Genomic DNA, 12,351 nt, shown 5'->3' with positions numbered 1-12,351 from the left:
GCGGAAGGGGGCGATATACTACCTTTACGGATTTTTAGCTTTTTGAATCCTTGCTGCTTGGGCGGCACCACGCTATTCGAGCAAAATGAGCAATGTTTGCAGGATATATCTGACAGGGGCCTCCTGTTCCGGAGTGACGACTTTGGGGCGCGAACTCGCGCAACTGTTGGCAGTGCCGCACTTAGATGTCGATGATTTCTATTGGTTGCCGACGGATCCACCTTTTACAACAAAGCGTGCTCCCGAAGAGAGGGTCAGACGGATTCAGGAAAACCAAGGGAGCAGCGGATGGGTTCTGACAGGGTCTTTCGATGGTTGGGGCGACGTTCTAATCGGTGATGTTGATCTGATTGTGTTCGTTGATACACCGACACCCATTCGTATGGAACGTCTGGTGGACCGAGAGAAGAAGCGTTTCGGGGAACGGATCATGCCCGGTGGCGATATGTATGAAATACACACCGCATTTCGCGACTGGGCATCGAAGTACGACGACCCAGCATTCTCCGGACGTAATCGTGCTCGCCATGAAGCTTGGCTTTCACAGCAAAATGTCCCCGTTCTTCGTTTAGATGGGAGACGGGACGTCAATGATCTTTCAGCCACGGTGCTTGCTAAGCTAAACGAGATCGACGGCCAACCGTCGTAATTGAGCGGCGCAAATTTGCGCGGTTATATTAGTCGCCTTTCGCGGTTGACGATATCCCCGACGGTATTCTTGCTGATGCCGAGATCCCGAGCAATCCAGCGATAGCTGCGGCCTTCCGCAATCAGCGCCATGACTTTCGGTGCGAGCCGATCTGACTTAGGGCGTTCTCCCGTTTGACGACCGAGCCTTTTGCCTCGCGCCTTCGCGGCGGCAAGCCCGGACTTGACCCGCTCGCTGATCAAGTCGCGCTCGAATTCCGCAATACCAGCGAGGAAAGTCGCCAGCATTCGGCCATGCGGTGATGACAGGTCGAAGGTCATGCCGTTCATGGAGACGACGGAGACTTTCCAGCCTTCCAGTTCACGCAGTGTATTGAGAAGATCAGAAGTGGAGCGCCCCCATCTGGAAAGCTCGGTGACTAGAATGGCGTCGATCTTCCGCGCCTGGGCCAGCGCCATGACCTTCCTGCGTTCGGCCCGGTCGAGTTTCGCGCCCGAACCAGTCTCCTTGAACGTCGCCGCTACCTCGTAACCGGCTCGATCAGCGAAGGCCGTTAGGTCACGCTCCTGCCGCTCGCATGACTGGTCGGCAGTCGAAACGCGGCAATAGATGGCGGCGCGCTGTCCCAATTGAACCCTCGTGGATTTTGGTGCCTGAAGGTCTTGATTTGTATGGGCCGATTGTTGTCCAGAACAGACTTTACTTCAATAGGGACAACATTGCATGCCACGGCGCACTATTCTGACTGAACGCCAGCGCGAGAAGCTGTTCGATCTGCCAACTGACGAACAGTCATTGCTTCGACATTACATATTGAGTGACGAAGACCTGCGGCACATCAGGCAACGCCGTCGTCCCCGAAATCGATTGGGATTTGCTCTCCAGCTTTGTGCATTCCGATATCCTGGCCGCCTCCTGCAGCCAGGCGAGATGATTCCGCGATCGATGTTGGCCTTCATCGGCGCGCAGATCGGTGTCATGGCTGAAGAACTTGCGGAATACGGTGCCAGATCGGAAACGCGCTATCAACATTCGACGGCATTGCAGCAGCTCTACGGCTATCGACCATTCGAAGGTCAGGTACGCACGAATATGCTTGCATGGCTCAAGGAGGCTGCCGAGAGGTCAAGAACGAATGATCTGTTGGCTACGGAGTTTCTGGCAGAGCTGCGTAGTCGCAACGTCATCGTCCCGGCAATCTCGACCGTCGAACGGTGCTGCGCAGACGCCTTGGTCGCGGCTGAACGGGCGATCGCGTCCCGCATCACTGGACGTATCGACCCGCAGAGCCGAGTTCGGCTGCTGTCCCTGCTTTCCCAAACGGTCGATGGCCGGACTACGCGTTTTGTGTGGTTGCGTCAGTTCGAAGTAGGTTCCAATTCCAACGATATGAACGGCCTTCTCGACCGGCTGGAGTACTTGCGCGAGCTCGCCATCAATATTGGCACCCTCGACGATATCCCGCCTTTCCGCGTGACTGGTTTGCGTCGTCAAGGCGAACGTTATTCCGCCGATGGAATGCGGGATCTGCCGGAAACTCGACGATTGGCGATTTTGGCGGCATGCGTTGTAGAGTGGTCGGCCATGTTGGCGGATGTCGCTATCGAAACGCATGATCGTATCGTCGGAAAGCTCTATCGCGCATGTGAACGCAAACGGGATGAGCTGTTGCAAGCCGAGCGCGCTTCGATCGGCGACACGCTGAAAATGCTTTCCCGCTTTGGTGGCGCATTGATCACCGCGCATGATGAGCAGGACGATTTGGGATTAGCCATCACGGAAGGTGGGGGTTGGGAATTGCTCCGCGAAACTGTCGCGCAGGCGGCCGCGCTGACAGGCAAGGTCTCGGCAGATCCGTTGGATTTCGTGACCGACGGATATGCCCGTTTCCGGAGGTATGCGCCTCGGTTTCTGGAAATCCTGACGTTCCGAGGAGGGCGCGGCGCGGATTCGCTTCTCGAAGCATTGGAAATGCTGCGCCGTCTCAATCGCCGCGGACATCGCACTTTGCCAGTCAATGCACCGCTCGACTTCGCTCGAGCCAAGTGGCGCAAAAGGATTCTGACGGATGGAAAACCCGATCGGCAAGTATGGGAAATCGGGATCTTGTTCGAACTTCGCAACGCGCTGCGCTCGGGCGACATCTGGCTGGCTGACAGCAGGCGGTATCGCGAGATCAGCACAGCACTGGTCCCGATTGAAACCGTCTCCGAAACTGCACGGCTGGCTGTTCCGCTGGAAGCCGACGACTGGCTTCGCCAGCGAAGCCAAACCCTCAAACGCGGCATGACGCAAATCGAATGTGCCAACGAGGCTGGTATTCTTGCAGGTGGGGCCATCGTCGACGGCAGGCTTCAGATCGATCGGCTCGAAAAGGCGACACCAGAGGAGGCTGCCGCACTCGTCCTGAAACTCTATGAAAGCATGCCGCTCGTTCGGATCACGGACATCCTCATTGAGGTGGATGAAAAGCTGCACTTCACCGACGCCTTCACTGATCTTCGCACGGGCGTTGCCTGCGGCGATCGGATTGGTGTTTTGACCGTTCTGCTGGCCGATGGCGTCAATCTCGGTCTCAGAAAGATGGCCGACGCGAGCGACACCCACACTTTCTGGGAGTTGCTGCGGATCGGCAAATGGCACGTCAGAGAGGAGACAACGGCGCGCGCCCTTGCGATGATCGTTGAGGCACAATCGAAATTACCTATGGCGCGCTTCTGGGGTGACGGAACCACGTCGTCTTCCGATGGCCAACACTTCCCCGCAGGGGCGACCGGAGAAGCATTGAACGTCGTCAATGCCCGGTATGGCAATGAGCCTGGGCTTTCGGCATACAGTCACGTCTCCGATCAATATGCTCCGTACTCGACTCAGGTCATTCCCGCGACCGCTCACGAAGCGCCTTATATTCTCGATGGCCTGCTGCAGAATGACGTCGGAAGACAAATCCGCGAGCATTACGTCGATACAGGCGGCTTTACCGACCACGTTTTTGCCATTTGCTCCGTTCTCGGCTTCCGGTTCGCACCGCGAATCCGCGATCTGCCGGACAAGCGGATTTATGTTCCTGCGACTAAAGAGGTGCCGCATGTGCTCCAGCCGATAATTGGCGGTCGGATTAACATTCGACTGATCCGCGAGAATTGGCCGGATATCCTGCGGCTCGCCGCCAGCATGGCCGCTGGGACGGTAGTGCCGAGTCAGATTCTCCGAAAACTCGCCGCCTATCCACGTCAGAACAGCCTGGCAGTGGCACTCAGAGAGGTCGGACGTCTCGAGCGCTCGATCTTCATGCTCGACTGGCTAAGCGATATCGATCTGCAGCGCCGAGCGCAAATCGGATTGAACAAGGGTGAGGCCCACCATGCCCTCAAGCGAGCAGTCAACTTCAACAGGCGTGGTGAAATCCGAGACCGCTCGTCCGAGGGACAGCAACATCGAATTGCTGGCCTCAATCTCCTCACCGCCATTATCATTTACTGGAACGCGTGGAAGCTCGGCGAAATCGTTGCCGAGCAAATCGCTAGCGGTGAGCAGATTGATCCTGGGCTCCTGCCTCACGTCTCACCGCTCGGATGGGAGCATATAACGCTCACCGGCGAATATCGATGGCCGCCGTTAAGGTAGTATATCGCCCCGTACCGCAAACGCCCCCGCTCTGACCCAGTCGCTCGCCACGCGGGGTGAAATGAGCTTTATTTGATTGGCTTGTGCGCGAAATGTGCCGCCGCAACTTGGCCGAACCGCCGACCCCTGAGCGTCGTGTTAATGTCCAGTCCGCGGACTGGACACTATCCAGGCAAGGGAGGAGCGGCACAGGCAGTACGATCTCGTACTGGTCGAGTGAAGTAATTCCTTGCCGGCGGATCGAACCTCGCCAGGTGTCGTGGGGCGAAACGGAGCCAGTTTTCAAACCGACCGCACAACGGCGCGTGACCGGGCCTGACAGACTGGCAATGCAGGTGGGTGGATAGCCACAACCCTCGCCCGCCTGCATTGCGTTCCGCTATCGAACCAAGCGGTTGTAGCAGGTGCTGCGCGGGCCAGATCGCTGGGACAGGCCGCGCCAACGCGCACCAGATCGCATTCAGCATGCGCCAATCAAAGTCGGCCGCCTTATATCGGCTCATGGTTAGCCTTGAGTCAGAAACCGGCATGATGACGTCGTCGGGCCAATCGGCGTCGATATGGATGAAGAAGCCATCCAGTTCCTCCTGCGTCAAGTGGTCAACCGCTTCGCGCAAGGCGGCCTCGATGCCCATCGAGCGCACGGCGGGAAGGTCAATCGCCTTGAGCTCTTCGGGACGGACCAGAGGACTTCGACCCTCATTGGCGGAGAGGTGCGGCGGGCCATAGCCGGTGACCAGGGTAAGGTCCATCTGGGCGCCCTCACCATTTGTGTTCCGCCTCGGGCTGGAAGATCGGCGTTGCCGTCGATGCGGCCGCGCCGTCGAAACGCGGGCGTTGGGCCTAGCACGATCGTTCAATCACCACCGAGTACGATCGGAAATTCGCCCCCGTCGATGCCAAGCACCGCTTCCGCCGCATCGGCAAGCTTGGGCGACCACGCAATTGCGCTGGCATTCAGGACGAAGATCTCAATATCGGGCGTAGGGTCCTTTGAAGGCACAACCAACCGCTTAGCGCGACGCGCATGGATGCGCTCCACAAGGCCGGAGCCAAGAGCTGGTCGGGCAAGTGCTCCACTCCGTCGATCGCCAGGCTCAGCATGGAGGCGGCTGTGGCCGGCACATGCGCTGCCTGCAACGGCAGTAGTTAGCGTGGTATTAGGCTTATGGCGCTATGGCAATGGAAAGGGTTCGTTTGTAGATAGGGCTTCCAGTGGCTGAAAGAACAAGAGAACACATCACCGGTGATCGCGGCGAGCTTCGAAACATGCTTACCTTTGCGGAGTCTGGTTTCGCTTCAAACAAGCTTGAAAAGGACTACGGTGAGGACTTCTTTGTCGTGACGCACGCGACTGGCGGAGGTACTGTGGAGCCATTTCAGAATCTTTGTGCAATCAAAAGCGACCGATCCTGCCGCTGGCGTCGCAGCCAGATGGACGGAGTACGTTGATCCTTTGACCGTGAGAAACTGGCTACTTGGAAACGAGATGGTCGTGGTGATTAAGCGCGATCTCCGCACCAATAGCGCGCGCTATTGTATTCCTGAGGAAGTCTATCGCTACGAGCAAGTCCATGATTGTCTTTTTGCTGGTGAGACGCAGAAGGAATTTCCAATTACATGCGACACGAATTTCACGGAAGAAACACCTGACAAACTCGTGTGGCGGGCACGGGTTCGCCACTACGATAGAATCATTCGCCTTGCGCTGCCCGATGATGAGTTCCGGGGGAGGCCTGCTGCCGAAATCTACGCTATGGAGCTGGCACTGCGCTTAGGGCTCCTTGATGCACATGATCAAATATCGATCGCTTCACTTGAGCATTTGAGCCGACTCTCAAATCTTGAGGGCGACGTTAACATTCCGGAACTGACTGAAGATGAAAAGCACGACTTCATTGCGTGCTTTCATGTCGCAGACGCAAGCATTACCCAGCGGGTGCCTGGATTAAGGACGTCACAGTATTCCGTGGAGTTGGTCGCAGGTGTCTTATTCCGCGTGTATCGCGACTGGAAAGATTTGCAGAACTAGACTTTTCGTGGCTACAAAAATCTCGTCGCTCGACCGCTGCGGCGTGTCGCGCTGTTGTAGTAGCTGGAGGCTTGCTGGACCGATCGATGCCGGGACTGCTCCATGGCTTCCGGCAGGGGAACTCCACGATTGGCGGCTTCCGTGAGATATCCCGACCGCAGCCCATGGGCAGAAAACTCCCCAGGATCCAGCCCCGCCAGCGCCGCCCGCTGCTTGACGATCGCATTGACGGCAGATGGCTCCAGTGCCCGCTTCGAAACATTGCCCCAGCGATCAACCTTACGAAACACGCTCCCGCCCTCGATCCTCGCAGCCGCTATCCAGACATTGAGCGCATCCACGGGCCGGCCCGTCAGATAAACCACCTCGTCGTGATCAGAGCCAGACGTCTTGGTGCGTCCGAGATGGATGGCGAGAGAGGGGAGGGGAGGGCCGTTTTCGACCGTGATGGGCGGCTCGACGGTTAGCTGTTCGCGGCGCAGACCAGCGATCTCGCTGCGACGGCGACCGCCCGAGGCGAAGGCCACCATCAGGATTGCCCGGTCACGGATATCGCGGAGGCTGTCCGTGCTGCAGGTCGCGAGCAGCGTTGCCAGGACGTCGCCGGTGACCGCCTTGGCACTCTTGCGTTTCCTTGGCCGCGGCGTCGCACGGACAGCGAGGCGTATGGCGGATTTCAGGGAAGGGGAGGAGAAGAGGCCGGTCAGCCCGCGCCATTTCGTCAGCGTCGACCAGCTGGCAAGCCGCCGGCGCACTGTATCGGGGGCATGCGGCCCTGGCGATCGAAGGAACTGCTGGTCGCGCAGGCTCTGTTCGACAGCGGTCGGCATGCCGTGTTCAGGATCGATGTCGCGCTGTTCCGGTTGCCAAAGGTGGTGGGCGACGAATTTCAGCAACAGCGCTTCGGGTGCTGGCCAGGGGAGGGAGGCGCCAGTGGCGGCGAGCGACCAAGCTTGCAGATAGGCAAGATCGGAGGTGAGGGCGCGCAGGGTGTTTTCGCCCATGCCTTCGTTGACCAGGTGGCGCAGCGTTTCGATGTCCTGGTCGGTCAACAACTCAGCCAGCTCGTCGCGGCGGTCGATCGGCAGCACGCTGGCGATGGTGTCGAGCTCGTCGGCGCGCCGATCGACGGCGGTCTTGGAGTTTTCTGATTTGGCCACGGTAATGCTCCGGATCAGCGGTTTTGACGGCCGAGCGACCGTGGATTTGCCGGATTCTTTCTGATTTGCGACTCGAAATCAATCACCTCCGATAAGCGATACTTATCGAAGGTTAGAACGCCAACTCTCAAACATACCATGTGAGGAACTGTAATATTCCGATAGAGTTCCTTTACGAAATCATTTACCATAATTTCAATGGCTTACGATCTCGCGAAAACCAGCATGACAGCCTTGCTGGAGCCGGCATTCCGCGCCGGTATCGAATTGGCGCGTCTCGACGAACGTATCGCCCGTTCGCCGGTCGGCGCCGGCTGGATTGAGCGCAGCCACTTTGCTGACGCCTGCGCCTCACTGTGGATCGACGGCGAACTCGTCCATCTCGAAGACCTCGTCCTCCACGACCACACCCGCGATATTCGCACACCCACCCACGAGCTGACCATCGCCCGCGACGTGCTGCGCACTCGCCGGCGCATCGCCGCCCAACTTCCCGGCTGGGCATTGTCGGCAGACGGCGTCCGCACTCTCAGAAAAACCGCAGAGATTACGTCGGCCGACACTGAAGAGGTGCAGGCGGTCGGTGCCATCCGGCGCGCCGTCGCGGACGATCGGGAAGGAGAGGGGGACGATGTCGACGACATCGAAAACCTTCCTGGCGTCGACTATGCCGCAATCGATGCAGTGCTGGCCCGATCGGAGGCGGCAATCGAGAATGCAACACGGCCTGGCCGTGGCGGCGGCCAAGAGAAAGATCCGATGATCTATGATCTCGACTGGGACGAGGATGCCCGGCTCGACGAATGGCGCGGCGTGCTGAGGCAGACCGAACACCTTCCGGCGGTGCTGCAGGCGATCGTCGCCCTCGATGCCTGGAACGAGCTCTCCGTCCTTCAGCACGCCCCCTGGCTCGGCCGGTTGCTGGCCGCTTCGATCCTGCGCCAGGCGGGCATCACGTCAGGTGCCCATCTCGCGGCCATCAACCTTGGCCTGAAAACCATTCCCGTCGATCGGCGCCGACATCGCGACCGGGAAACCCGGCTGCTGGCCATCGTCCACAGCCTGATCGCAGCGGCCGAGATCGGCATGAAGGAGCATGACCGGCTGGCGCTGGCGCGTAAAATGATGGAGCGGAAGCTGGACGGGCGCCGGACGTCTTCAAAGCTGCCGGAGCTGGTCGAGCTGGTTATGGCAAGACCGTTGGTGTCGGCCGGGATGGTGGCGAAGACGCTCGAGGTGACGCCGCAGGCGGCGCGGCGGATTGTTTTGGAACTGGGCCTGCGCGAGATGACGGGCAGGGGGAGGTTTCGGGCGTGGGGAATTCTTTAATCACGTGGGGGCGGAATAGATGTCGGGTCTCAGATTCGGCTTCGCCACATCAAGGCCCTCAATGAGATGGGGCTAAAAATGCGAGTGTTTATAGTTAGAGGCGCGAACGCCTCAGGTCTCAATCTTTTTTTGTGTTTTCGGTCGTCGTTGAAGGTTTCTTTAAGGATTGATAACACGCTCATCGATGATGAAACAGGTCAAAATACTCACCAGTACTGACGCCAGTATAAGGACGCCACTGCTTGCGTGGTTGCGGCAGCAGCACCCTGACCATTTGGCAGCAAAGATGCTCGAAGAATTTAAGATGCCGCGCCCGTCGGCCCGCATCGACGTCGCGCTTGTCAACGGTGAAATGGCTGGCTTCGAAATCAAAAGCGACAGAGATACCCTGAACCGGCTGACCGTCCAGATTCCGGCGTTCTCTAAATTCTTTGATAGGGTGTCACTCGTTACCACACCCAGGCTGTTGGTTTCCACGCAGAACTGAGCCGGTTAGGCGGCTCAGTTCCGCATGGAAACCAACACTCGCCCTCCCGTTTGGCTACCGCCATCATGGCGACGAAGTAGCCGATGACGTTCTTCAGGGCGCGCGCTTCGCCCATGAAACGGTCGACGCCCAGCACCAAGTCCACACTGGGATCGAAAACATTGATTGAAGCAACCAAGGCGGGCTCCACGCAAGCACGCACGGCATCGATGCTCGGATCGGCCGCTGTGCGTCGCTGTAGGCGGATCCAGTGAGCTTTTCGCCAAGAGCATAGACGTGTGTTGTGTAGACAGCGCGGGGCGGCCGGCGAGTTCTTCGAACGCTTACTATCGCTCCCTCGCCGTCGAAACCCTCCGTGGCGCATGCAGCGCGTCAGTGGACGATAGCGAGAGTTGATCGTTCACATCGGGATTTCCCATGATTGCTTGATTTTCTGCATCGGGATGTCCGATTTGATGTCGCGTATGCCCTTGATGCGCCCGAGTTGTTCGACCCGGAAGCGCCTGTAGGCGTCTAGATCTGCGGCGATAATCTTCAGCAAGAAATCACAGTCGCCAGACAGCATGTGGCATTCGACGATTTCGGGCAGTTTCATGATGGCGTCGACAAACGGGTTGATTGTTTCCTCGTCTGGCCCCTTCAGCCAGACCCGCGCGAACACAGTCAGGCCGTATCCGACCTTTTCCGGGTTCAGCTGTGCTGCGTACCGCTCGATGATGCCGGCCTCTTCAAGGAGCCGGACCCGGCGAAGACAGGGCGACGGCGAGAGACCGACACGCTCCGCCAATTCAATGTTCTGAATTTTTGCATCCCGTTGCAGGGCTCTCAGAATGGCGCGGTCAATCGAGTCTAAAGTGTTTGGCATCAGATGCCACTCCTGAAGTTGATTTCTTAACTGAATGCCAAACTATGGGGAAGTTTCGCTCAAAAACGCAACCCATTTATACGAGTGGTGGTGTAAAAGAGCGGTACGCATAGCCAAAGGCTCGAACTGTTCCGCCGGAAACGTGATCGGCCTTCGGTCCACGGTCTAAACTCGAGGAAGACATGACATTTCTTTCGCAGCGCAGTGCAGTCGAGCCTTTTCGAGCCATGGACGTCATGGCGGATGCTTTCAAGCTCCAGCGGGAAGGCCGGTCCATCATCCACCTTGCTGTCGGTGAGCCCGGCGCACCGACGCCAAGGGTCGTGCGAGAGGCTACTACGATTGCGCTAGAGAGTGGTCGTATCGGATACACCGAAGCGCTCGGAACGCCAACGTTGCGAGCGCGCATTTCCAGATACTACCGGGAGATCCACCATCTCGACATTCCAGCCGGCCGGATCGTCGTCACGACCGGCTCGTCGGCCGCCTTCAATCTGGCTTTCCTCACCTTGTTCGACGTTGGTGATCGTGTCGGCCTTCCGACACCGGGCTATCCAGCCTACCGCAACATCCTCAAGGCGCTGGGGCTCGAGGTCGTCGAGATCCCGACGACGGCGGCGACCCGGTGGACGATTACGCCCGACATGCTTGCCGACGTACAGTCAGAAAAGCCGCTCAAGGGCCTGATCGTCGCCAGCCCCAACAACCCGAATGGCACCATGGTCGCGCCGGACGATCTTCAGGCCCTGGTCGGCGCCTGCGGTGATCTGGGTATCCGCCTCATCATGGACGAGATTTACCACGGTCTCGTCTACGGCTTCCCAACCAAGAGCGCGCTGGCCTTTTCGGACGATGTGATCGTCATCAACAGCTTCTCGAAATACTACTGCATGACGGGTTGGCGGATCGGCTGGATGGTGGTGCCGCCGGATGTCACCCGCACGGTCGAATGTCTGGCGCAGAACATCGCGCTCAGTGTCAATGCGCTCTCCCAGGTCGCGGGTGTTGCAGCCTTTGACGCGACGGCGGAGCTGGAAGCGGTGAAGGCGGGTTACGCCCTGAACCGCGACATCCTGCTCAGGCGTCTGCCAGAGATCGGTCTTGGCAAACTCCACCCCGCCGACGGGGCATTCTACATCTACGCCGATGTCGGCCACCTCACCAACGATAGCATGGGATTTGCACGAAGGCTCCTCGACGAAGCTGGTGTTGCCGTAGCGCCGGGGGTGGACTTCGACAGTCGGCGCGGCGGAACGCACATCCGGCTCTCCTTCGCCGGCAAGAATGAGGATGTGGCCGAGGGGATAGGCCGCATCGGCAGTTGGCTCAACAAGGGCTGAGCCCGTCAGAAAGGTTGCATCATGTCCAAACAGGCAAGAGCCACCCGCATCACTGTACCACAAATCCGCGCCCGCAAGGGTGCCGAGAGGATCGTCTGCCTGACGGCTTATACCACGCCGATGGCCGAACTCCTGGACCGGCATTGCGATCTTCTGCTGATTGGGGATTCGGTCGGCATGGTGCTGCACGGGCTGCCCAGTCCGGTTGGGGTCACGCTGGACATGATGATTCTGCATGCTCAGGCAGTGATGCGCGGCAGCGAGCGTGCGGTGGTGGTGGTGGATCTGCCATTCGGCAGCTATGAGCGCGGTCCTGATCAAGCGTTCAAGACCGCTTCGAAGGTCTTGCGCAAGACGGGGTGTCAGGCGGTCAAGGTCGAAGCCTCGGAAGGTGTTGCAGAAAGCATCGCGTTTCTGGTGTCACGCGGCATTCCTGTGATGGGTCACGTTGGCCTGCGCCCGCAGGCGGTGAATGTCGAGGGCGGCTTCAAGGCCAAGGGGCGGACGGCGGACGAGCGCGAGCGCATCCTCGCCGAAGCGAGCGCCGTGGATAAGGCCGGGGCCTTTGCAATTCTTGTTGAGGGTGTCGCATCCGATCTGGCCGAGGAAATCACGGCCGCCGTCAGCGCGCCCACCATCGGCATCGGCGCATCCGCAGCATGTGACGGCCAGATTCTTGTGACCGATGACATGCTGGGGATGTTCGAATGGACGCCGAAGTTCGTTCGCCGATACGCCGACATCCGCACACCGATTGAAAAGGCCGCAGCGCAATATGCGCAGGACGTGCGCGCAGGAGAGTTTCCAGGTGAAAGCGAGACCTACAGATTGCGAGAACGGCCCCATTCTTGAGCGCGCGGTT

10 protein-coding genes and 1 pseudogene are annotated in these 12,351 nt (G+C 58.9%); 7 read left to right on the top strand and 4 right to left on the bottom strand.

Annotated elements, in window-relative coordinates:
* Positions 1-85: 85 nt before the first annotated feature.
* Positions 86-649, top strand: a complete 564-nt coding sequence (locus RBH10_RS24225) for an AAA family ATPase (RefSeq protein ID WP_281039560.1) — start codon at positions 86-88, stop codon at positions 647-649.
* Between the two features lie 23 nt (positions 650-672).
* On the opposite strand, the gene RBH10_RS24220 is transcribed toward RBH10_RS24225, so the two are convergent.
* Positions 673-1,278: a recombinase family protein gene (locus RBH10_RS24220; RefSeq protein WP_037199745.1), complete on the bottom strand. Its 606-nt coding sequence runs from the start codon at positions 1,276-1,278 to the stop codon at positions 673-675.
* Positions 1,279-1,372: 94 nt separating this feature from the next.
* On the opposite strand from RBH10_RS24220, the gene RBH10_RS24215 reads away from it, so the two are divergent.
* Positions 1,373-4,276: a Tn3 family transposase gene (locus RBH10_RS24215; RefSeq protein WP_281039559.1), complete on the top strand. Its 2,904-nt coding sequence runs from the start codon at positions 1,373-1,375 to the stop codon at positions 4,274-4,276.
* A gap of 506 nt (positions 4,277-4,782) precedes the next feature.
* Here the strand turns inward: RBH10_RS24215 and RBH10_RS24210 are convergent.
* Positions 4,783-5,380: pseudogene (locus tag RBH10_RS24210) on the bottom strand (arginase family protein); the annotation flags it as partial.
* Positions 5,381-5,765: 385 nt separating this feature from the next.
* Here RBH10_RS24210 and RBH10_RS24205 point away from each other — a divergent pair.
* On the top strand, positions 5,766-6,308 hold the full coding sequence (locus RBH10_RS24205) for a hypothetical protein (protein WP_306180991.1): 543 nt from the start codon (positions 5,766-5,768) through the stop codon (positions 6,306-6,308).
* Between the two features lie 11 nt (positions 6,309-6,319).
* Here the strand turns inward: RBH10_RS24205 and RBH10_RS24200 are convergent, their stop codons facing one another.
* Entirely contained in the window at positions 6,320-7,468 is a 1,149-nt protein-coding gene (locus RBH10_RS24200) for a site-specific integrase (RefSeq protein WP_281039556.1), read from the bottom strand.
* Between the two features lie 198 nt (positions 7,469-7,666).
* On the opposite strand from RBH10_RS24200, the gene RBH10_RS24195 reads away from it, so the two are divergent.
* Positions 7,667-8,797 carry an RHE_PE00001 family protein gene (locus RBH10_RS24195; RefSeq protein ID WP_281039555.1) on the top strand — a complete coding sequence of 377 codons (1,131 nt, stop codon included), beginning with the start codon at positions 7,667-7,669 and terminating at the stop codon, positions 8,795-8,797.
* A 184-nt stretch (positions 8,798-8,981) separates the two neighbouring features.
* Complete coding sequence (locus RBH10_RS24190) at positions 8,982-9,284, top strand: sce7726 family protein (protein WP_306180990.1); 303 nt, start codon at positions 8,982-8,984, stop codon at positions 9,282-9,284.
* A gap of 400 nt (positions 9,285-9,684) precedes the next feature.
* Here RBH10_RS24190 and RBH10_RS24185 read toward each other — a convergent pair whose 3' ends face one another.
* On the bottom strand, positions 9,685-10,149 hold the full coding sequence (locus tag RBH10_RS24185) for an Lrp/AsnC family transcriptional regulator (protein WP_281039553.1): 465 nt from the start codon (positions 10,147-10,149) through the stop codon (positions 9,685-9,687).
* Between the two features lie 182 nt (positions 10,150-10,331).
* Between RBH10_RS24185 and RBH10_RS24180 the strand changes: the two genes are divergently transcribed.
* Together RBH10_RS24180 and panB are read left to right on the top strand one after the other, a co-directional pair.
* Positions 10,332-11,489, top strand: a complete 1,158-nt coding sequence (locus RBH10_RS24180; protein ID WP_281039552.1) for a pyridoxal phosphate-dependent aminotransferase — start codon at positions 10,332-10,334, stop codon at positions 11,487-11,489.
* Positions 11,490-11,510: 21 nt separating this feature from the next.
* Entirely contained in the window at positions 11,511-12,341 is an 831-nt protein-coding gene (gene panB / locus RBH10_RS24175) for a 3-methyl-2-oxobutanoate hydroxymethyltransferase (protein WP_281039551.1), read from the top strand.
* Positions 12,342-12,351 lie beyond the last annotated feature (10 nt).

The organism is Rhizobium sp. AN73 (assembly GCF_030757975.1).
In the GTDB taxonomy this organism is placed as follows: Bacteria; Pseudomonadota; Alphaproteobacteria; order Rhizobiales; family Rhizobiaceae; genus Agrobacterium; species Agrobacterium arsenijevicii.
The sequence above is the reverse complement of the archived record's forward strand: the minus strand, read 5'-3'. Positions and strand labels throughout refer to the sequence as shown.